This window comes from Bordetella genomosp. 6 (genome assembly GCF_002119705.1).
Lineage (GTDB): Bacteria > Pseudomonadota > Gammaproteobacteria > Burkholderiales > Burkholderiaceae_B > Bordetella > Bordetella bronchiseptica_F.
This window is the reverse complement of the sequence record NZ_CP021107.1, coordinates 2,740,813-2,760,142: the sequence shown is the minus strand read 5'-3', so window position 1 is coordinate 2,760,142 and position 19,330 is coordinate 2,740,813. Positions and strand designations below refer to the sequence as shown.

General features: G+C 60.8%; 19 protein-coding genes and 3 pseudogenes. 13 read left to right on the top strand and 9 right to left on the bottom strand.

Translation table 11 applies throughout. From position 1 onward, the window contains the following. Positions 1-205: 205 nt before the first annotated feature. From arsB to CAL11_RS12935, 4 genes are read right to left on the bottom strand one after another with little or no spacing between them, the layout of a single operon-like run. Positions 206-1,273 carry an ACR3 family arsenite efflux transporter gene (arsB, locus tag CAL11_RS12950; RefSeq protein ID WP_001272375.1) on the bottom strand — a complete coding sequence of 356 codons (1,068 nt, stop codon included), beginning with the start codon at positions 1,271-1,273 and terminating at the stop codon, positions 206-208. Further along, positions 1,270-1,776 (bottom strand): arsenate reductase ArsC, encoded by a 507-nt coding sequence (locus tag CAL11_RS12945; RefSeq protein WP_000140066.1) that lies wholly within the window; start codon positions 1,774-1,776, stop codon positions 1,270-1,272. Before CAL11_RS12945 ends, arsB begins: the two co-directional genes overlap by 4 nt. Next, a complete protein-coding gene (gene arsH / locus CAL11_RS12940; protein WP_001239389.1) occupies positions 1,773-2,540 on the bottom strand; it encodes an arsenical resistance protein ArsH in 768 nt (255 codons plus the stop codon). The genes CAL11_RS12945 and arsH overlap by 4 nt, the downstream gene beginning before the upstream one ends. Beyond that, the gene (locus CAL11_RS12935) at positions 2,537-2,869 is read right to left on the bottom strand and encodes an ArsR/SmtB family transcription factor (RefSeq protein ID WP_000447876.1); all 333 of its coding nucleotides are present in this window, start codon (positions 2,867-2,869) and stop codon (positions 2,537-2,539) included. The genes arsH and CAL11_RS12935 overlap by 4 nt, the downstream gene beginning before the upstream one ends. 147 nt (positions 2,870-3,016) lie before the next feature. On the opposite strand from CAL11_RS12935, the gene CAL11_RS12930 reads away from it, so the two are divergent. The 3 genes from CAL11_RS12930 (at position 3,017) to CAL11_RS12920 (ending at position 5,679) form a co-directional block, all read left to right on the top strand. Continuing rightward, positions 3,017-3,754: a recombinase family protein gene (locus tag CAL11_RS12930; RefSeq protein ID WP_001366550.1), complete on the top strand. Its 738-nt coding sequence runs from the start codon at positions 3,017-3,019 to the stop codon at positions 3,752-3,754. Beyond that, positions 3,751-3,975: a hypothetical protein gene (locus tag CAL11_RS12925; protein WP_000743213.1), complete on the top strand. Its 225-nt coding sequence runs from the start codon at positions 3,751-3,753 to the stop codon at positions 3,973-3,975. Before CAL11_RS12930 ends, CAL11_RS12925 begins: the two co-directional genes overlap by 4 nt. A 210-nt stretch (positions 3,976-4,185) precedes the next feature. Next, on the top strand, positions 4,186-5,679 hold the full coding sequence (locus CAL11_RS12920; RefSeq protein ID WP_001120888.1) for an IS91-like element ISCR2 family transposase: 1,494 nt from the start codon (positions 4,186-4,188) through the stop codon (positions 5,677-5,679). A gap of 235 nt (positions 5,680-5,914) precedes the next feature. Here the strand turns inward: CAL11_RS12920 and glmM are convergent. After that, a pseudogene (gene glmM / locus CAL11_RS12910) lies at positions 5,915-6,157 on the bottom strand (phosphoglucosamine mutase); the annotation flags it as partial. 86 nt (positions 6,158-6,243) lie between these two features. After that, on the bottom strand, positions 6,244-7,059 hold the full coding sequence (gene sul2, locus CAL11_RS12905; RefSeq protein ID WP_001043260.1) for a sulfonamide-resistant dihydropteroate synthase Sul2: 816 nt from the start codon (positions 7,057-7,059) through the stop codon (positions 6,244-6,246). A gap of 611 nt (positions 7,060-7,670) precedes the next feature. On the opposite strand from sul2, the pseudogene CAL11_RS12895 reads away from it, so the two are divergent. The 4 genes and pseudogenes from CAL11_RS12895 to CAL11_RS12880 all read left to right on the top strand — a co-directional run bounded on the left by CAL11_RS12895 (position 7,671) and on the right by CAL11_RS12880 (position 11,115). Beyond that, a pseudogene (locus tag CAL11_RS12895) lies at positions 7,671-8,931 on the top strand (tyrosine-type recombinase/integrase). 155 nt (positions 8,932-9,086) lie between these two features. Then, a complete protein-coding gene (locus CAL11_RS12890; RefSeq protein ID WP_086093195.1) occupies positions 9,087-9,908 on the top strand; it encodes a type IV toxin-antitoxin system AbiEi family antitoxin domain-containing protein in 822 nt (273 codons plus the stop codon). Further along, positions 9,892-10,836 carry a nucleotidyl transferase AbiEii/AbiGii toxin family protein gene (locus tag CAL11_RS12885; RefSeq protein WP_086093194.1) on the top strand — a complete coding sequence of 315 codons (945 nt, stop codon included), beginning with the start codon at positions 9,892-9,894 and terminating at the stop codon, positions 10,834-10,836. The genes CAL11_RS12890 and CAL11_RS12885 overlap by 17 nt, the downstream gene beginning before the upstream one ends. Positions 10,837-10,872: 36 nt before the next feature. Beyond that, entirely contained in the window at positions 10,873-11,115 is a 243-nt protein-coding gene (locus tag CAL11_RS12880) for a transcriptional regulator (protein ID WP_086093193.1), read from the top strand. A 25-nt stretch (positions 11,116-11,140) separates the two neighbouring features. Here the strand turns inward: CAL11_RS12880 and CAL11_RS12875 are convergent, their stop codons facing one another. After that, positions 11,141-11,503: a helix-turn-helix transcriptional regulator gene (locus CAL11_RS12875; protein WP_086093192.1), complete on the bottom strand. Its 363-nt coding sequence runs from the start codon at positions 11,501-11,503 to the stop codon at positions 11,141-11,143. A gap of 413 nt (positions 11,504-11,916) precedes the next feature. Here CAL11_RS12875 and radC point away from each other — a divergent pair, with 413 nt between their 5' ends. Further along, complete coding sequence (gene radC, locus CAL11_RS12870; RefSeq protein ID WP_086093191.1) at positions 11,917-12,426, top strand: RadC family protein; 510 nt, start codon at positions 11,917-11,919, stop codon at positions 12,424-12,426. 147 nt (positions 12,427-12,573) lie between these two features. Here the strand turns inward: radC and CAL11_RS12865 are convergent, their stop codons facing one another. Together CAL11_RS12865 and CAL11_RS12860 are read right to left on the bottom strand one after the other, a co-directional pair. After that, positions 12,574-14,595 carry an ATP-binding protein gene (locus CAL11_RS12865; RefSeq protein WP_086093190.1) on the bottom strand — a complete coding sequence of 674 codons (2,022 nt, stop codon included), beginning with the start codon at positions 14,593-14,595 and terminating at the stop codon, positions 12,574-12,576. A 153-nt stretch (positions 14,596-14,748) separates the two neighbouring features. Further along, the gene (locus CAL11_RS12860) at positions 14,749-15,051 is read right to left on the bottom strand and encodes a helix-turn-helix domain-containing protein (RefSeq protein ID WP_086093189.1); all 303 of its coding nucleotides are present in this window, start codon (positions 15,049-15,051) and stop codon (positions 14,749-14,751) included. A gap of 57 nt (positions 15,052-15,108) precedes the next feature. Between CAL11_RS12860 and CAL11_RS12855 the strand changes: the two are divergent. The 5 genes and pseudogenes from CAL11_RS12855 to CAL11_RS12835 form a co-directional block, all read left to right on the top strand. Beyond that, a pseudogene (locus tag CAL11_RS12855) lies at positions 15,109-15,513 on the top strand (TrbI/VirB10 family protein); the annotation flags it as partial. Beyond that, a complete protein-coding gene (locus tag CAL11_RS12850; protein ID WP_086093188.1) occupies positions 15,510-15,728 on the top strand; it encodes a DUF2274 domain-containing protein in 219 nt (72 codons plus the stop codon). The pseudogene CAL11_RS12855 and the gene CAL11_RS12850, both read left to right, overlap by 4 nt. Before the next feature lie 95 nt (positions 15,729-15,823). Next, positions 15,824-16,147 (top strand): helix-turn-helix domain-containing protein, encoded by a 324-nt coding sequence (locus CAL11_RS12845; protein ID WP_086094582.1) that lies wholly within the window; start codon positions 15,824-15,826, stop codon positions 16,145-16,147. Positions 16,148-16,173: 26 nt separating this feature from the next. Then, complete coding sequence (locus CAL11_RS12840; protein ID WP_167382611.1) at positions 16,174-17,166, top strand: restriction endonuclease; 993 nt, start codon at positions 16,174-16,176, stop codon at positions 17,164-17,166. A gap of 26 nt (positions 17,167-17,192) precedes the next feature. Then, the gene (locus CAL11_RS12835) at positions 17,193-19,322 is read left to right on the top strand and encodes a type I restriction-modification system subunit M (protein WP_086093186.1); all 2,130 of its coding nucleotides are present in this window, start codon (positions 17,193-17,195) and stop codon (positions 19,320-19,322) included. Positions 19,323-19,330: the final 8 nt, after the last annotated feature.

The window sequence follows — 19,330 nt, the reverse complement described above, 5'->3', positions numbered from 1 at the left end:
CCAGTGTGTAGCGCACCCGACCAGTGGAAACGGCGCGGGCCGGGTCGGCCTTCTCATGCAGCCTGTTCTCTAGGTTCTTTGGGTCTGTCATCGGGCGACCTCAGCAAGCATGGATACTAGGTGTTCCAGGTCAGTGATCGAATGCGCCAGGAAGCGGCCGGCGCGGCAATCTGCAATCATTTCCTCAGTTTTTTCCTACTCATGTTCAACCTCGTTCGTACCAGCTCTTCGAGCGATTCACCACGCGCACGACCAGCAGCATCACCGGCACTTCGACCAGGACGCCGACCACGGTTGCCAATGCAGCGCCGGAGTGCAGACCGAACAAGCTGATGGCGGCCGCCACGGCCAGCTCGAAGAAGTTGCTGGCACCGATCAGGGCCGAAGGACAGGCGACAGAGTGCTTTTCCCCCGCCCGCTTGTTCAGCCAGTAGGCTAACCCGGAATTGAAGAACACTTGAATCAAGATCGGCACGGCTAGCATGGCGATCACTAACGGCTGCCGGATGATGGCCTCGCCCTGGAAGGCGAACAGTAGAACCAACGTCAGCAGCAGCGCGGCCATCGACCACGGCCCGATCTTCTGCATGGCCCGTTCAAAGGCGGCCTGTCCTTGCTTGAGCAGATGCCGCCGCAAGAGCTGCGCCAGGATCACCGGCACGATGATGTAGAGCACGACCGAAATCAGCAGCGTGTCCCAAGGCACCGAGATCGAGGACATGCCCAGCAGCAGGCCGACGATGGGCGCGAAGGCCACGATCATGATGGCGTCGTTCAGAGCCACTTGCGAGAGCGTGAAAAGCGGGTCGCCGTTGGTAAGGCGGCTCCACACGAACACCATTGCCGTGCAGGGCGCGGCGGCCAGCAAGATCAAGCCCGCGATGTAGCTGTCCAGTTGATCGGCCGGCAGGAACGGAGCGAACACTTGTCGGATGAACAGCCACCCCAGCAGGGCCATCGAGAATGGCTTGACGGCCCAATTCACGAACAGCGTGACGCCGATGCCGCGCCAATGCTCTTTGACCTGGTGCAGCGCCCCGAAGTCGATCTTGACCAGCATCGGGACGATCATTACCCAAATCAGCAGGCCCACCGGCAAATTGACCTGGGCCACTTCCATGCGGCCTATGGCCTGGAACACGTCAGGAAGGCCCTGGCCGAGCGCAACACCGGCGACGATGCACAGGGCCACCCACAGCGTCAGGTAACGCTCGAAGCCGCTCATCGGGGCCTGGCGCGGCTTCGCGGCGATGGCCTGTGCGCCGGCGCTCATGCTTCCTGCTCGGTCTTGCCGATGTTCGCCAGCTCGCGCTTGATGGCCGTCTGGTCAAGCATTTTGAGAGGCAGATTCACGAACAGGCGGACGCGGTTCATCATGTGCCGGAAGGTTTGTTCGAAGGCCCGGCGCTTCTCGGCGTCAGTGCCTTCGACGGCGGCCGGGTCTTCAAATCCCCAATGCGCCGAGATCGGCTGACCAGGCCACACCGGACACATTTCGCCGGCGGCGTTGTCGCAGACGGTGATGATGAAGTCCATCTTCGGTGCGTCGGGCGTGGCGTACTCGTCCCAGCTCTTGCTGCGCAGATTCTCGGTCGGGTAATTCACCGACTCCACCTTTTCGACGGCGAAGGGATTGACCTTGCCGGTTGGGTGACTGCCGGCGCTGTAGGCGCGGAAGCGCCCTTGCCCCATCGTGTTGATGAGAGCTTCGGCCATGATGCTGCGCGCCGAATTGCCGGTGCAGAGGATGAGGACGTTATAGATTCTTTCGGTCATGATGTTTCGCTTTCTGGTAGTGGCTGGGGAGCAATGGCGATGGATGAAAGATCGGTGGCCTCGTCGATGACGTGGCCGGCCGCTTTCCGTTCGGAATAGCGGTCTGTCAGTGCTTCACGGTGCGGCCGTACCAGCGCCGTGAAGCGCACCAGTTCTTCCATCACATCGGCTATTCGGTCGTAGTACGGCGAGGGCTTCATGCGGCCCGCCGCGTCGAACTCTTGGAACGCTTTGGCGATACTCGACTGGTTCGGAATGGTGAACATTCGCATCCAGCGGCCGAGCAGACGCAAGGTGTTCACGGCGTTGAAGCTCTGCGAGCCGCCGGATACCTGCATCACGGCCAGGGTGCGGCCTTGGGTCGGCCGGATGCCGGCCATTTCAAGCGGCAGATGGTCAATCTGCGCCTTCATGACACTGGTAATCTGACCGTGGCGTTCCGGGCTGCACCAGACTTGTCCCTCTGACCACTCGGACAGGGCGCGCAGCTCCTTGACGGCCGGGTGATCGTCGCTTTGCACTTGATCGGGCAACGGCAAATCGGACGGGTCGAAGATGCGTGTTTCTGCGCCAAAGAATTGCAGCAGCCGGGCCGCTTCCTCGACGGCCAGCCGTGAGAACGAGCGGGCGCGCAGCGAGCCATACAGCAGCAGGATACGCACCGGCGGGGCGTCGGGTGCCAGCCCGAGCGCCGGGCGCTCGATGGCAAAGGATTTGTCCAAAGCGGGCAAAGAATCGGGGTCGGAAAGATGGCGAAGTCTCATGCCAACACCTTCCCGGCTTCCGTGGTGCAAGACAGGTTGCACACCTGGCCGCCGCAGCAGTTTTCCGTGAGAAAGGCCACCAGGTTAGTGGCCGTCGAAAAGTTCGCCTCGTAGATCACAAATCGGCCTTCTTGCCGCGACGTGACCATGCCGGCGTGTGCCAGCTCTTTCAGGTGGAAGGATAGCGAAGACGGCGGGATGCCGGCCGCTTCGCTGATTTTTCCGGCGGCCATGCCGGCGGGGCCGGCCTGGACGAGAAGCCGGAACACCGCGAGGCGCGATTCTTGAGCGATGGCCGCCAGGGCGGCTACAGCATTTATCGTTTCCATGTTTCAATAATAGTCGAAATATGGAGTGTGCTCAATAGCTCATTTAAGCTGTAAAAATGAGCTAGGCGCATTTAGATCGATATGTGATAAATTGGCCTGCCAGTTTAAGATGGGTGCATTTGAGTATGCCCAAAGGAGCCCGCAAGTATGCGCAGGACGAAGCCAGTAGCCGCGCCGATGGTGGCGCGGGTCTATCTGCGCGTCAGCACCGACGCGCAGGACTTGGAACGCCAAGAGGCGATCACTACGGCCGCGAAGGCCGCCGGCTACTACGTCGCCGGCATCTACCGTGAGAAGGCATCCGGCGCACGCGCCGACCGGCCTGAGCTGCTGCGCATGATCGGCGACCTACAGCCCGGCGAGGTGGTCATTGCCGAGAAGATCGACCGCATCAGCCGCCTACCTTTGCCCGAGGCCGAGCGCCTGGTGGCCTCGATACAGGCCAAAGGCGCACGCCTGGCCGTCCCTGGCGTGGTCGATCTATCCGACCTGGCGGCCGAGGCCCAGGGCGTCGCCAAGATCGTGCTGGAAGCCGTGCAGATCATGCTTTTTCGCCTGGCCTTGCAGATGGCCCGCGACGACTACGAGGACAGGCGCGAACGCCAGCGCCAAGGCATTGAGTTGGCCCGCCAGGCCGGGCGGTACAAGGGCCGCCGTGCTGATCCGAAGCGCCGCGCCCAAGTTGTCGCGCTGCGCAAGTCCGGCTACAGCATCAACAAGACCGCCGAGCTGGCCGGGTACAGTGCGGCCCAGGTGAAACGGATATGGGCCGAGGTCAGCCAGGCCGAAGCGAAGCAGCACGGCGCGTTCGTGGAGGACGCATTGACGGAAGCCGATGCCCTGGCCGCTGTCGGCCAGGATGAGCGCCAGGAGGAAAGGGCATGAAGAAGCCGAACCAAGACGACGAGCCGTTTTTCATCACCGAGGAGATTGCGGCCGAAATGATCGCCGGCGGCTATGAGTTCGAGCTGCCGCCCATTCCTTGCACCATCCGCCTACGCGACGTGCTGGAGCGCATGACCGATGCTGAGCTAGCATTGCAGCCGGGCGAGATCGCCGACCAGGAGCGTGAACGCTGCCGGCGCAAGCCGTGTTCAACCTCATGATCTGGTCATGGTATTTTTCATGGCACTGAGCCTGATAGTTCTTGCAAATTGTTGTCACTAAAGGGTTTTGTGTGCTTGTTTACAATCGAGTGGGAGTGACGGGCACTGGCTGGCAATGTCTAGCAACGGCAGGCATTTCGGCTGAGGGTAAAAGAACTTTCCGCTAAGCGATAGACTGTATGTAAACACAGTATTGCAAGGACGCGGAACATGCCTCATGTGGCGGCCAGGACGGCCAGCCGGGATCGGGATACTGGTCGTTACCAGAGCCACCGACCCGAGCAAACCCTTCTCTATCAGATCGTTGACGAGTATTACCCGGCATTCGCTGCGCTTATGGCAGAGCAGGGAAAGGAATTGCCGGGCTATGTGCAACGGGAATTTGAAGAATTTCTCCAATGCGGGCGGCTGGAGCATGGCTTTCTACGGGTTCGCTGCGAGTCTTGCCACGCCGAGCACCTGGTCGCTTTCAGCTGTAAGCGTCGCGGTTTCTGCCCGAGCTGTGGGGCGCGGCGGATGGCCGAAAGTGCCGCCTTGCTGGTTGATGAAGTACTGCCTGAACAACCCATGCGTCAGTGGGTGTTGAGCTTCCCGTTTCAGCTGCGTTTCCTGTTTGCCAGCCGGCCCGAGATCATGGGGTGGGTGCTGGGCATCGTTTACCGCGTCATTGCCACGCACCTGGTCAAGAAAGCGGGCCATACCCACCAAGTGGCCAAGACGGGCGCGGTCACCCTGATCCAGCGTTTTGGATCGGCGCTCAATCTGAATGTTCACTTCCACATGCTGTTTCTCGACGGTGTGTATGTCGAGCAATCCCACGGCTCAGCGCGTTTCCGCTGGGTCAAGGCGCCGACCAGCCCAGAGCTCACCCAGCTGACGCACACCATCGCCCACCGGGTGGGTCGCTATCTGGAACGGCAAGGCCTGCTGGAACGGGATGTCGAAAACAGCTATCTGGCCTCGGATGCGGTGGATGACGACCCGATGACACCCCTGCTGGGGCACTCGATCACTTACCGTATCGCTGTCGGTTCACAGGCGGGGCGAAAGGTGTTCACTTTGCAAACTCTGCCGACCAGTGGTGATCCGTTCGGTGACGGGATTGGCAAGGTAGCCGGGTCCAGCCTGCACGCCGGCGTGGCGGCCAGGGCCGATGAACGCAAGAAGCTCGAACGGCTGTGCCGGTACATCAGCCGCCCGGCGGTATCCGAGAAGCGGCTGTCGTTAACACGAGGCGGCAACGTGCGCTACCAGCTCAAGACGCCGTACCGGGACGGCACCACGCACGTCATTTTCGAACCATTGGATTTCATTGCAAGGCTGGCCGCCCTGGTACCGAAGCCCAGAGTCAACCTAACCCGCTTCCACGGGGTGTTCGCACCCAACAGTCGGCACCGGGCGTTGGTCACGCCGGCAAAACGGGGCAGGGGCAACAAGGTCAGGGTGGCTGATGAACCGGCAACACCAGCACAACGGCGAGCGTCGATGACATGGGCGCAACGGCTCAAGCGTGTTTTCAATATCGACATCGAGACCTGCAGCGGCTGCGGCGGCGCCATGAAAGTCATCGCCTGCATTGAAGACCCTATAGTGATCAAGCAGATCCTTGATCACCTGAAGCACAAAGCCGAAACCAGCGGGACCAGGGCGTTACCCGAAAGCCGGGCGCCACCGGCTGAGCTGCTCCTGGGTCTGTTTGACTGACGAGCCTGAAGGCCAACGATACCAATCAAAATGCTGCGTTCACAGCGCCGCGGCAGGGATCCGCCGTGCTGGTTGTCGGAAAAGGAGCCGCTAGTGGGAAAGAGGAGGGTAAATTTTCAGCGTTGCTGGCTCCCCGTCAGCCGGATTGGGTTGCATCGCAGGGGTGTCGAAAGAGTCAACTGCGGTCCAAAGCTGTTGGACTTGGGTGAAAAGGGCGTTTATTCTTCCTATACGTTGTCGGCAGCGGGCCAAAAAGGAATACGTCCATGCCCATCGAGGTGAAACCGGCTGTGAGCGCGGGTTCAAGCATATAGCCCGACAGGCGCGTATCCTTGCCGATCACGACACGATGGCGGTGGTCACCGCGACGAAAGACACGGCCAGCCGCCATGCCGACGCGCAAGGCGGTTTCCGCCGTCATCGCGCCTTCGTTGGCTTTGCCACGAATACCGTCTGTGCCGAAATATTTGCGCACCATAAGGTCGATTATCCTGTCGTCGGGTCGCCCTCAAAGGGGACATGCCTGCTGAACCGCGAATATAGAGAAATATCCCGAATGTGCAGTTAACGAATTCTTGCGGTTTCTTTCAGCGCCGCCAATACCGCCAGCCCGTCGCGCAAGGGGCGCGGCTCGTGTGTGCGGATGAAGTCAGCTCCACCTGCGGCGGCGGCAAGCTCTGCAGCGAGTGTCGCGGCCCCGACATCCCCCGGACCACGGCCTGTGAGCGCGCGCAGAAAGGATTTGCGCGAAACAGACAGAAGCACCGGCAAATCGAAGCGCAGCCGCAATTCATCGAACCGCGCCAGCACCGAGAGCGAGGTTTCGGGAGCAGCCCCCAGAAAAAACCCCATGCCGGGATCAAGGACAAGGCGGTTGCGTTTGATACCGGCACCCGTCAGCGCCGCGATGCGCGCGTCAAAGAACGCCGCAATGTGATCCATGATGTCGCCAGCGGGTGCCTCGCGCCGATCTGCCTGCCCGTCTTGCACCGAATGCATAACGACGAGTTTGGCAGATGATTTCGCCAATTGCGGATAGAACGCAGCGTCTGGAAAACCGCGAATATCATTGAGATAGGCCACACCACGCGACAAGGCATAGGCTTGCGTCGCGGGTTGATAACTGTCGAGCGAGACGGGAATGCCATCTGCCTTGAGCGCGTCCAGCACCGGCGCGATACGCGCGATTTCTGTGTCGGACGAAACAGGCGCGGCGTCGGGATTGCTGGATGCCGGACCGAGGTCGATCACATCTGCCCCCTCGGCCATCAGCTTACGCGCCTGCGCAATGGCTGCGTCTGGCGCCAGATACCGGCCTCCATCGGAGAAACTGTCCGAGGTTATGTTGACGATGCCGAAAATGATGAGCGATTTATTCATGGGGGCTTCTATAATAATAATAATCGAGCATGAGTCTCATACGGATGCTCGGGTCGAAAGGGAATCCCCAGGCGAGTAACCTGTTTGCGGTGATCCATTAGCTGCAGGAGCAGAAGAGCATACATCTGGAAGCAAAGCCAGGAAAGCGGCCTATGGAGCTGTGCGGCAGCGCTCAGTAGGCAATTTTTCAAAATATTGTTAAGCCTTTTCTGAGCATGGTATTTTTCATGGTATTACCAATTAGCAGGAAAATAAGCCATTGAATATAAAAGATAAAAATGTCTTGTTTACAATAGAGTGGGAGTGACGGAGCGTCTTTCGGGGGCTATCGCCAGGTATCGGTAGAAGTCGCTTAACGTATTGATTTTAAAAGTATAAATTGCGTTTTCTATCGGTGGCTATCGCCGGCCAGCAGAACGGGCAGGCGACAGAACTGACGGTAAGTCCCCGGAGGTCGGATCCATACCTTCCTGTTTACTATTGAGACCGAACCGGTCTTTGACGGTAAAAAACTCTCTTGAGGAAATCTTATTTCATGCGGCTTTCCGAGCATCAACGGGTCTCCAGGTCCCTGACGGTAAAAGCCGTCACGAACAGGAGGAACACCCTCAATGCTCACCGTCACAGCACTGCGCAATCTCAAGCCTAAGTCCAAGACTTATAAGGTTTTTGACCGCGATGGCATGTACGTGGCGGTATCGCCCGTCGGTACCATCAGCTTCCGCTACGACTACCGTCTCAATGAACGCCGCGAGACGCTCACCCTCGGACGGTATGGGCCGGCCGGCATGTCGCTGGCCATGGCCGCGCGAGCGGCTGCTCGACGCCAAGCGCTCGGTCGATCAGGGCCTTTGCCCGGTGCTGGAGAAACAGCGGACCAAACGGCGGCTGACGGCCGCCAGGACTTTCGGCGAGATGACGGAACGCTGGCCGGCCGATGCCTGCATGGCTGACAGCACGCGGGCGATGCGCAAGCACATCATCGACCGCGATATCCTGCCGGTCTTCCAGAATCGCAAGCTGAGGGCAGTCACCCCCGACGACCTGCGGGCGCTGTGCAACAAGGTGAAGGCGCGCAGCGTACCGGCCACGGCCATCCGCGTCCGGGACATCGTGAAGCAGGTCTATGCCTTCGCCATCCTGCACGGCGAACGGCTCGCCAACCCGGCCGACGACGTGAGGGCGGCCTCGATCGCGACCTTCATTCCCAAGGACCGGGCGCTGTCGCCGGCCGAGATCCGGCTGGCCTTCCACCAACTGGAGACCATCGCGTCCTATCCGACCATCCGGCTGGCCTTGCGCCTGATCTTGCTGACGCTGGTGCGCAAGAGCGAACTCGTCGAAGCGACGTGGAACGAGGTGGATTTCGAAAATGCCACCTCGACGATCCCCAAGGTGCGGATGAAGGGGCGCAAGCCGCACGTGGTCTACCTGTCGCGCCAGGCGATGGACATCTTCGTGGCCTTGCAGACTTGCGCTGCGGGATCGCGGTTCGTGCTGCCGTCGCGCTATGACCCCGATCGATGCATGTCGCATGCAACGCTCAACCGGGTGACGTAGCTCATTGGGTCGCGCGCGAACGAAGCCGGGTTGCCGCTGGAGCCATTCACGGTGCATGACCTGCGGCGTACCGCTTCCACACTGCTCAACGAGGTGGGCTTCAACGGGGACTGGATCGAGAAGTGCCTGGCGCACGAAGAAGGCAGCCGGACTTCGCGCTCGGTCTACAACAAGGCTGAGTACGCCGGGCCGCGGCGTCACATGCTGCAGGAGTGGGCAGACATGGTGGGGGCGTGGATCGATGGGCGGACGCATGTGCCGAAGCTGGTGCCGGAGGACGTGTCGGTCTCGGTGCTCAGCCCGGCTTTGTGAGGGAGGGGCGCATGATGACCTTGATCACGACCGCTTCTAGTCGGCAACACGGGGTTTTCATTTGCCCAGAAAAGATCACTCTGGATGATCTTTTTCCTGAATTTTCAAACTTATGGCCCTTGTTGGGGGTTTATAAAACTGATATTTTGAGCACTATGGATGCTCAAAATTCACGAAAATTGAACCGTTTGCTGGCCGAGCTGGGCGATACGCGCCTGGTGTCCAGCCGCTGGTTGCGCACGCATGACTACTCCAACAGCCTAGTTGCGCGCTATGTGGCCAGCGGCTGGCTGGTGTCGCCGGCACGCGGCGTGTACATGCGCGCCGGCGGGCGGCTGCAATGGGATGGGGTGATCCGCAGCCTGCAGGTTGGGGAGGGCATGCCACTGCATGTCGGCGGGTGTTTCGCACTGGCGTTGCAAGGGCACGAGCACTACTTGCGTTTGGGCGATGCCGGGACGATCACGCTTTACGGGCCAGCAGCTCCGCCGGGCTGGGTCGGCAAACTATCCATGGAGCAGCGCTTCGAGTACCAGGGCAAAGGACCGTTCGATCTGCCGGCCGTGTCGTTCACTGCGGAAGTCTCGGAGACGGCGCTATCCAAGGTGGCTTTGACCTGGCATTCCGCTGCGCCTGGTGTCGATATCCTGGCGTGCTCGACGCCCGAGCGGGCCATGCTGGAGTTGTGCGATGGCGTATCGGATGCGGCAGGGGTCTATGAGGCCGATGCGCTGATGCAGGCCATGACCACGCTGCGCCCGCAGCGCGTCGGCTTGCTGCTGCGTCACTGCCGCAGCATCAAGGCCAAGCGGCTGTTCCTGGCGCTGGCCGATCGCCATCGGCATGCGTGGCTGGCGCATGCGCCGTTGGATGGAGTCGATCTGGGCCGGGGCAAGCGTGCGCTGGTGCCCGGCGGGCGCCTGCATCCGGCCTACCAGATCACCTTGCCAGGAGACCTCGATGAGCACCTGGCTTGATCGGTGGGATCGGCGCTACACCGACCGGGTGCGGCTGCTGGTTGAGATCCTGCCGGTGCTGGCCCAGGAGCCGCGCTTCGCGCTCAAGGGCGGCACCGCCATCAACCTGTTCGAGCATGACCTGCCGCGCCTGTCGGTGGACATCGATCTGGCCTGGCTGCCGGTGCACGACTATGCCGAGGATGCGAGGCTGATCGCCGAAGCACTCGGACGACTGGCCGACGCGATGCGCGCCCGGCCTTTGCAATTGCAGGTCCAAGCTTCAGCGGGCGAAGGCGGGGCGGTTACCCGGCTGGTGGCCAGTCGCGGCCGCGCGCGGGTGCAGATCGAGACGACGCCGGTGATGCGCGGGACGGTCCATCCAGTGCGAACCATGGTCGTGCGGCCACGGGTAGAGGAGGCGTTCGGCTTCGCCGAAGTCCAAGTATTGGATTTCGCCGACCTGTATGCCGGAAAGCTGGCGGCGGCACTGTCGCGGCAGCATCCTCGCGATCTGTTCGATGTAGGCCTGCTACTGGAGGATGAGCGGGCAGATTCAGGTCTCTGGCGGACCTTTCTCGTGTACCTGACATGCAGCCCTAAGCCAGCATGGGAAATGCTGGCGCCGCGCGTACCTGCGGATTTCGAGGCCACCTTCGAGGCCCATTTCAAGGGCATGACGGCTGAGCCTATTAGCGCGGCGGCACTGCTGGAGAGCCGCGAGCGCCTGTTGGCGCGCGTGGCGCATTGGTTGGACGAGCCGTCGCGCTCCTTTCTGCAATCGGTCGAGGATGAGCAGCCGGATTTCGGGTTGATCGGCCTTGCCCATGCGGCTGATCTGCCCGGTGTGCGGCGCAAGCTGCACAACCTAGCGCAGCGCACGACGGCCAAGCGCTCTGAGGATCGCGGGCAGTTGGGCGACGTGCTGGCGCGCATCAAGGCGCGCTGACGCAGCGGGTAATACAAAGGCGATGGGGTGATCGCGATGGTTTACGATTTCACACTGGTATATGCGCTAAATCCTGAACTGGATTCGCAGGATGAGATCCTGCGCCGGCTGGCCGGCAGCGACTGTGCCGACGGCACGGTGGGCTGGGGCCGGCCTAGGCACGTCGCCCTGGCCTTCAGTCGGGAGGCACGAGACCTAGATGTGGCGGTCACGTTTGCTGCGGCTCAGATGGCACAGGTGCTGCCCGGGGTGGAACTGGTCCATGTGGATGTCGGGTAGTCGCCGTGGACGCAAGATGGCGGTGTCATCGAACAGGGCGGTGCCGACGCAGTTTCACGTCCGGGCCGGGCGATGTGTCGGCCTCTGCTGATGGCGAGGCTTGCTTGCGGCCTTCGATCCAGGCTTCGACCTCTTCCAGATCCCAGACCACGCAGCGCGGCGTCAGCCGGAAGCGCCGGGGAAACTCGCCGCGCTGCTCCATCTCGTAGATGGTCGTTTCCGCCAAGGGCAAGATCTGGTGCAGCTCACGTCGGCGGATCGTGCGGCGAAAGGGGAGTGGTGAGCGCTTCGAGAGCTGCGGAAGCTCGGCGTACCGCTCGGTGCCGGGGCGGGGCGGGGAGCCAGTGGGTTGTACAGAGGTCTTGAGCGGTTCTGAGTCGGCAGCCATCGTTCAGATTCCATGGAATTCGCAATGAACGTCATGGTGGCTATCGCCAGCGATCACGACAACTTGCTGCAGCAAGGCCGGGCGTAGGAAAGGAACATCCCGGCGTTCCGCCGTCGGGCTCGCGGGCTGTGCTCCGCGCCTCTGCGAGTCGCGGCCATTCGGCTTTGATCCCTGATGCCTCCGGCCTGGATCGCTGATCCGGGCCTGCGCGCTGCGCTTGCCTTTCACTTCTTCGTTGGAGAGGAAGGGGCGGGCTTGCTGTTCCCTTCACCGTATCACGGCGTTCTCGCCGTCAATGACTGCGCGTGCTCGCACGCTTGGGGCCTATCAGCCGTCTGCGATCCCTGACTGCTTGCGCTGCGCCGTGAGGCGCCGGTTCCGGGCAATTCCGCCCGAGCAACCGGAGCACGATCATGTCGCAACTGTCCTTTTCCTCGTTCGATTCGCTGCTGCATGTGCGCGATACTCAAGGCCGCTATCGGCTGGCTTCTGTAGAACAGATCCTTGACGCGGCACGCGAGGCCATTGACCAGAAGATGCAGTGCGGAGCCGAGTTCAGTTCTCCACCCGTCGTGAAGGAGTACCTGCACGCCAAGCTGGCCGGCTTCGAGCATGAGGTGTTCGCCGTTCTGTTCCTCGACACCCAGCATCGCTTGATCGAGTTCACCGAGATGTTCCGCGGCACCATCGACAGCGCATCCGTACATCCGCGCGAAGTCGTCAAGGGGGCGCTGCGGGCCAATGCAGCAGCAGTGATCCTGGCACACAATCACCCCAGCGGGCATCCAGAGCCCAGTGCTGCGGACAGGGCGCTGACGCGGCAGCTCAACGCAGCCTTGGAGCTGGTGGACGTGCGCACGCCGGACCATATTGTCGTCGCTGGTGCTGCGACAACGTCATTCGCAGAGCGGGGGTTGCTCTGATTTCGGGGGCTTCGGCCCCCTTCTTTGCTGCGCCCGGTGGTGTAATTCCAGTAACCTCCAGCAAACGCACACTTTGCACTTGGCGGAATTGGATGTATTTGCCCGTGATTCTCTGACGGGTAGTACAAGCGAGCGTTTGCCCGGTCTCTATCCTTCAGATTCGTCGGGAGCGAAGTTGCTGGGCAAGTACTTCGCGTACTTGCTGTGTAACAGTGCAACGCCTTGGTCCACAGTAGCTGCGTAATCGAGCTTCGTGCGAAATGCTTCGAGGCGGGCGCGACAGGCGTTTAGCACCTGCGCCCAGGTTGCCAAGCCGACACGGAGGTTATCCTCCTCGTGGAAGAATCCATAGGGCTTACCTGTTTGGTTGACAGTACGCGCAGCTTCGGGCGTCATTTCATTTGAAACTGCCAGGAATGTCCAATGCGTGTCCTTTGCGCTGAATCGTTCGTCGCTTGCGACCGCCATAGCGTAGCTCAAAATTTGGTTCTGCACAGTGAGGTCGATCTTTTGATTCGGGCGCTTCAGTTCGACCACGAGGAATTCACGTTTGGTGTGTGCATACGCCGCCACTTCGCGGGCGAGCATTAGGTCTATCACGGCTTGCCGGCCATCATCGCGTATAACAGGCGACGTCTTAGTTTTTGATTTAGGGCGAAGCTTCTTGATGTACTTTGCGAGGACAGTGTTCAAATTCTCATCGCTACTGGTCAGCAAGTACTCCTCGCCAAAAATCCACGTCTCGCTTTCCAGCATGCGATGCAGCTGGGTACGCTCGCGCAAAGCCATCTTTGATTCAGAACGAAACAGCAGTTCCTGCAAGCCACTGAGAAACCTCAGTCTCTCCGTCACAAGCTGGCTGGCCTCGATGATCGATGACAAGGTCGTGAACTGGAGCAGATCTGCTAGTTCGTTTTGCTTTTCCGTGGGCAAGTTCAGGACCTCAGAGAGGACGCGCTTCAAAGACTCCGGATTTTCGTCCAGGGCGACCTTGAGCATGCGTAAGGTGAACTCGCGATCCTTGCTCCGCCCTTCGCGGAACGATTCGAGGTATTGATGAACATTCAGGGCGCATATGTCGAACACCTCGCGTGTCGCGGTCTCGACGGCGTTGTCTGCATCGCCTGAAAATGGATAGACCCCCTCGGCCTTCCACTGCTGGACAAGCTCAGAGGCGGATTCCGCCTTGCGTTTGCGGAAGTAGCTACGCAACCGGCTTCGCGCGTCCTCTATTAAACGCCGCAGGTCAGTGTTGAGTTCTTCGAGTGCAAGCAGGTTGTCGTTGTGCAGGCGCGAGATGTAGTCTGACCGGATGTAGGCAGTGAAATTGAATTCAGTGCCAGGGCGCACACCGGCCTCGATCTCGTGGAGAGTAAAGCCTTCGGAGTCGCACAGGCAGATTCGGCGTTCCTTCTTGGCGAAGGACCACTCCACAATATCGACGTATCCACCGACTTCAATACCCTCGTCTGTCACAAAGGTAGCAAGGGGAAAGCTCTGATGGCCCTTCTGCACAGACTTGGGATCGATGCGTTGGCCGCGAAAAATGATGCGTGTTGCCGGGTAGTTTCTCAGATACAGCGCAAAGAGCTCCGCGAGTTGGCGGTTGCCTGACCCGTCGCTCGACAATACCCCTAGCGGTTCACCAATTCCGCTGATGCGCACGCGTGTCCCCCGCGGGCTTCCAGCATCCGCAGGTTTCACTTGGCCAATCTCAAAATCTTGCAATCTGTCGGCACTGCCTTTGATCACATAGTTCAGCGCCACGCCGTCGTCTGTGAGGTACACCGTGTCCCAATCAACCTTGCGGCCAATCGCGAATGCCTTAAAGCGGCCCTTGCCGTCACGGCCATGCATCTTCTTATTGGTCAAGTCCGAGTAGGGCCTGTCGCGCTTCCGCGACCCCCCAAGATTACCGAAAGCGCGTTCGGCGTCGCTGGGATCAATACCCAGGCCGTTGTCGGTGACTTCGATAAGCTCCGGGCTGCCCAGTTCGTTGTCCTGGATCTTGATCTGTACTTGGTCGGCGTCTGCATCGAGCGCATTCCATACGAGTTCGGCAATCGCACTAATGGGACGCCCCCGCGCTAGAGACGCAAGGTGATCCGGTTGGGCGGCCACGTGGATCAGTCGAGGTTGGGACGAATTGACTGCCGGTTGTTCGCTCATGATGAGTGCGATTCCTTTGTGCTCAAATTGCGACGCTTTCCACAGCACGCAGGTCTTCGAGCGCCGTCGTCCGTCATGGTTTCAGAGCCTCGCTTCTAGCTGAAGAAGGCCAGTGTGCTTCGCCTGCTACGGCGAGACGAGGGAGGACAATTTCTAAACCCCGCCTGCATCTTCTTTTCCCTGAAGCCGACTCTCAGCCTCGGCCATCAGCACTGTCGTGCTGCAGCCGAGCGCATTGGCAATTTTGAAGACGAGCGACAACGTTGGCTGGTGTTCTCCACGCTCCACCTTTCCCATGTGCGAACGCTCGATGCCAGCCAGGTTGGCCAGCGTTTCTTGGGCGGTACCTCGTTCCGTGCGTAGCGCACGCACCGCCGCTCCGAAGGCCTGGGCTAGTTCGGCATCGAAGGTTGTCGCGCCGGCCGGTCGGCCGCGCTGGATGGTTCGCTTCTGCATAGACAGAAGCGTCGATTGGAAACACAATTAAAACCACGTTATATTTAACTTATTCGGAGGGTGCAGGTGGTGTGGAACCGGGTCATCCTGCCCGACACGTCTTCGCTGACGCTCGACAACCTGGTCGGCACCGATCCGGCTGGCTATGCGGGGCTGGAGGACGACGTGGACTACCACTGGGGCCGCATCTTCGCCGGCGCGGCGCTGACCACACTGCTGGGCGTCGGCGCCGAGCTGGCCGCGCCGGAGAACCGGCAGGACGGCAACCGCGTCATCATCGCCAGCCGCGACAGCGCGCAAGACAGCATCAATCAGGTTGGCCAGGAGATGACCCGGCGCAACCTCAACATCCAGCCCACGTTGACCAGCCGGCCAGGGCCGCCGGTGCGGATCATCGTCAACAAGGATTTGACCTTGCGGCCTTATCAACCCATGTTCTTCAACCGGGGGACTTCACGATGACGACACGCAAGCTGCGGCTGGGGCCGCTGCCAAAGACCGAGAGCATCAAGCTGACCTTCGCGTGCCCGACCAGCCTGAAAGCCCACCTCGACCGCTACGCCGCGCTCCACGCGCAGACCTATGGCGAAGCGGTCGATGTCGCGACACTGATCCTGCACATGCTGGAAGCGTTCATGGCGGGGGATCGGGGATTTAAACGACTGCCGGGTAAGTGAAGCCCGGTGAGGGTAGGGCAGGGGATTGAAGTCGACGATGATTATCACATACTGATACAATGGACCGTAAGCGTAAGCATATCTCGGGCCTCATCATGAAACGATGCATCGTCGGCATTCAGAGACCAGACGGAGCGCGTCCTCATCGACAGGGGGGCGAAACGCCGCAGATTTGGTTCAGTTCATTGGCGTCGCTTGCTGCCGTGCTCTCGGATGACAACCGGCGCTTGCTGCGCCTAATCCACGAGAAGCAGCCGAAGTCATTAACAGAATTGGCGGAGCTCAGCGGTCGAAAGGTCCCAAATTTGTCTCGTACCTTGCGTCTGATGGCGGATTACGGTCTGGTCTCGTTGCAGCGCAATGTCCGCGATGTCCAACCGACTGCACTGGCGACCGAGTTCATGGTCGTGTTGGATTGATGGGTATGAACATGAAAAGGAACACGATGACCAGAATGTGGATGGTGCGCGGTGAAGGCGGCAGCCTGTACGACGCTTTTCGGGAACGCGGCGTAGCTGCCGTGGGCTGGAACCAGTTGGCGGCACATGCCAAGCCCGGTGTCGGGCGCAAGCAGTTGATCGCCCTGTACCAGTCCGCCGAGCCCCTGGCAAAACAAGGCACGGTGGTTTCGGGCGCATCCCAGGTCTGGCGCTTCGTCAACGACATTCGGGAGGGTGACTGGGTCATCACCTATTCGCCCGCCAATCGCCTGTACTCAATCGGCAATGTCACTGGACCAGCCGAGTACCACCCCGAGTGGGCCGAGCAAGGCATGCCCCTGGTGCGCAAGGTGCAGTGGCAAGCGCAGGAACTGCCGCGCGATAACTTGGGCACCAGCAGCAAAAACAGCCTGGGTTCGACCCTGACCCTCTTCGAGGTACCGCCTAGCGCGGCAGCCGAAGTGCTGGCCGCACTGAACGGTAAACCGGCACCAACAGTGGAAGAGGAGGCCGAGGAAGTCATCGCCGATCCGCTGGCCGACATCGAGTCTCAGGCGCTGGAACGCATCAAGGACCGGGTCAACGAACTGGACTGGGACGACATGCAGCAATTGGTCGCCGGCATCCTGCGCGCCATGAGCTACAAGACCCAGGTCTCGCCGCCCGGCTCCGACCGTGGGAAGGACATCGTGGCCTCCCCGGATGGCTTCGGCTTCGAGCACCCGCGCATCGTCGTAGAGGTCAAGCATCGCAAGGGACAGATGGGTAGCCAGGAGATTCGTAGCTTCCTCGGCGGCCGCCACAAGGATGATCGCGGGCTGTATGTCAGCACGGGCGGTTTCAGTAAGGATGCTCTGTACGAAGCTGACCGCGCCTCCATTCCGTTGGCGATGTGGACGCTGGACCACGTAGTCCGGGCGCTGATTGAGCACTACGACGGGACCGACGCTGAAACCAAACGGATCGTGCCGTTGAAGCGGCTGTACTGGCCGGCCTAACCAAAAAAGAAGATGGTTCAATAACAATGAGCGTTAACTTTCAGCAACTCGCCAATTTCATCTGGTCGGTAGCCGACCTGCTGCGTGGCCCCTATCGTCCGCCGCAGTACGAGCGCGTCATGCTGCCGCTCACGGTGCTGCGTCGCTTCGATGCCGTACTGGCACCGAGCAAGGAGGCCGTGCTCAAGCGCTACGAGCCGCTCAGGGCGAAGAACATCCCGAACATCGACGCCATCCTCAACAACTTGGCCAAGGATGAGGGCGGCATCCCGCTGGGTTTTCATAACCACAGCCAGCTTGACTTCCCAAAGCTCAAGGGCGACCCCGATAACATCGGTCGCCACTTGGCCGACTACATCGCCGGCTTCTCAGAGAACGTCCGCAAGATCTTCGAACGCTTCGAGTTCGACAAGGAGATCGAGAAGCTCGAAGAGTCCAACCGTCTCTACCAGGTGGTGTCCCAGTTCGCCGAGATCGACCTGCACCCCAAGCGGGTGGACAACATCACCATGGGGCTGGTGTTCGAAGACCTGATCCGGCGCTTCAACGAAGCCGCCAACGAAACGGCGGGCGATCACTTCACTCCGCGCGAAGTGATCCAGCTCATGGTCAACCTGCTGCTGGAACCCGACACTAGCGTGCTCACCCAGGCCGGCGTCATCGTCACCATCTGCGACCCGGCCTGCGGTACCGGCGGCATGCTGGCCGAGGCGCAGAACTGGATTCGCGCCCACAACGAGCAGGCCACGGTCAAAGTCTTCGGGCAGGACTACAACCCACGCTCCTATGCCGTGGCCGCCTCCGATCTCTTGATCAAAGGCCACAAGGACGGCCAAGTGGTGCTGGGCAACACCCTCACCGACGACCCCTTTCCGGAGCAGCGCTTCGACTACCTGCTGGCCAACCCGCCCTTCGGCGTGGACTGGAAGGCTGAGAAGAAGGTCATCGACCGCTGGCCTAACTTCCGTGGCTACAGCGGCAAGCTGCCACGCATCAACGACGGCGCCCTGTTGTTCCTGCTCTACATGATGAGCAAGTTCCAGGACTACAAGCCTGGAAGCCGTGACAAGCCTGGCTCGCGAACGGCCGTCGTCTTCAATGGCTCGCCGCTGTTCACCGGCGGTGCGGGCAGCGGCGAGAGCGACATCCGCCGCTGGATCATCGAGCGTGACCAGCTGGAGGCCATCGTCGCCTTGCCCGAGCAGATGTTCTACAACACGGGTATCGGCACCTTCATCTGGGTGGTCACCAATCGCAAGGCCTCGCACCGCAAGGGCAAGATCCAGCTCATTGACGCCCGCGAACGCTACACACCAATGAAGCGCAGCCTGGGCGACAAGCGCCGCTACCTCGACCAGGCTGCGCTTGATGAAGTCACCCGCGAACACGGCGCGCTGGAAGACAGCAAGACCAGCCGCGTCTTCGACAACGCCGACTTCGGGTACCGCCGCATCACAGTGCTGCGCCCGCTGCGCCTGCGCTTCCAGATCACCGATGAGACGCGCGAGCGCTTCCTCAATGTCTGCCCCGAACTGTTTGACGCGCTGCAGGCTGTGCAGGAAGACCTCGGCACCGAGCCGCTGCTGAACTGGAACCAGGCCTGGGACGCCGTGCAGCAGGTATTTAAGGCCCTGCCCGACAACATCGAGGGCTGGGCCAAGGGCGCCAAGGGCACCGCGCAAAAGAAGATCTTCCGCGACTGCTTCACCGTGGTCGATCCCGAGGCCGAGCCCGTCGTCGACAAGCACCACAAGATCGAGCCGCTTGACTGTGCCGCTTTGTTCCCCGGGCAGACGCTCCCCGCCGACCTCTGCAAGGATGATCTGTACGAGTTGCTGGGCCTGCACGCCGACGGCAAGGGAAAACACATCGAGTACGAGCCTGACCCGGCGCTCAAGGATGCCGAGAACATCCCGCTGAAAGAGGACATCGTCAGCTACGTGCTGCGCGAGGTGCGGACCTACGTGCCGGATGCCTGGATCGACCGCGCCACGCTGGACGAGCAGGACGGCGGCATCGGCAAGGTGGGCTATGAGATTAACTTCAACCGCGTGTTCTTCCAGTACCAGCCGCCACGCCCGCTGCATGAGATCGATGCGGAGCTTGCGGAAGTTGAGAAGCGGATTCTCGATTTGCTGCGGGAGGTGACGGAGTGAACACATCG

Excerpts from the sequence above, each read along its gene's own strand:
- radC (WP_086093191.1), top strand. The coding sequence starts at position 11,917 with ATGTCGCAACTGTCCTTTTCCTCGTTCGATTCGCTGCTGCATGTGCGC.
- CAL11_RS12935 (WP_000447876.1), bottom strand. The coding sequence starts at position 2,869 with ATGGAAACGATAAATGCTGTAGCCGCCCTGGCGGCCATCGCTCAAGAA.
- CAL11_RS12920 (WP_001120888.1), top strand. The coding sequence starts at position 4,186 with ATGCCTCATGTGGCGGCCAGGACGGCCAGCCGGGATCGGGATACTGGT.
- CAL11_RS12880 (WP_086093193.1), top strand. The coding sequence starts at position 10,873 with ATGGTTTACGATTTCACACTGGTATATGCGCTAAATCCTGAACTGGAT.
- CAL11_RS12845 (WP_086094582.1), top strand. The coding sequence starts at position 15,824 with ATGAAACGATGCATCGTCGGCATTCAGAGACCAGACGGAGCGCGTCCT.
- CAL11_RS12885 (WP_086093194.1), top strand. The coding sequence starts at position 9,892 with ATGAGCACCTGGCTTGATCGGTGGGATCGGCGCTACACCGACCGGGTG.
- CAL11_RS12925 (WP_000743213.1), top strand. The coding sequence starts at position 3,751 with ATGAAGAAGCCGAACCAAGACGACGAGCCGTTTTTCATCACCGAGGAG.
- arsH (WP_001239389.1), bottom strand. The coding sequence starts at position 2,540 with ATGAGACTTCGCCATCTTTCCGACCCCGATTCTTTGCCCGCTTTGGAC.
- CAL11_RS12875 (WP_086093192.1), bottom strand. The coding sequence starts at position 11,503 with ATGGCTGCCGACTCAGAACCGCTCAAGACCTCTGTACAACCCACTGGC.
- CAL11_RS12890 (WP_086093195.1), top strand. The coding sequence starts at position 9,087 with ATGGATGCTCAAAATTCACGAAAATTGAACCGTTTGCTGGCCGAGCTG.
- CAL11_RS12840 (WP_167382611.1), top strand. The coding sequence starts at position 16,174 with ATGACCAGAATGTGGATGGTGCGCGGTGAAGGCGGCAGCCTGTACGAC.
- CAL11_RS12860 (WP_086093189.1), bottom strand. The coding sequence starts at position 15,051 with ATGCAGAAGCGAACCATCCAGCGCGGCCGACCGGCCGGCGCGACAACC.
- sul2 (WP_001043260.1), bottom strand. The coding sequence starts at position 7,059 with ATGAATAAATCGCTCATCATTTTCGGCATCGTCAACATAACCTCGGAC.
- CAL11_RS12865 (WP_086093190.1), bottom strand. The coding sequence starts at position 14,595 with ATGAGCGAACAACCGGCAGTCAATTCGTCCCAACCTCGACTGATCCAC.
- CAL11_RS12850 (WP_086093188.1), top strand. The coding sequence starts at position 15,510 with ATGACGACACGCAAGCTGCGGCTGGGGCCGCTGCCAAAGACCGAGAGC.
- CAL11_RS12945 (WP_000140066.1), bottom strand. The coding sequence starts at position 1,776 with ATGACCGAAAGAATCTATAACGTCCTCATCCTCTGCACCGGCAATTCG.
- CAL11_RS12835 (WP_086093186.1), top strand. The coding sequence starts at position 17,193 with ATGAGCGTTAACTTTCAGCAACTCGCCAATTTCATCTGGTCGGTAGCC.
- CAL11_RS12930 (WP_001366550.1), top strand. The coding sequence starts at position 3,017 with ATGCGCAGGACGAAGCCAGTAGCCGCGCCGATGGTGGCGCGGGTCTAT.
- arsB (WP_001272375.1), bottom strand. The coding sequence starts at position 1,273 with ATGAGCGCCGGCGCACAGGCCATCGCCGCGAAGCCGCGCCAGGCCCCG.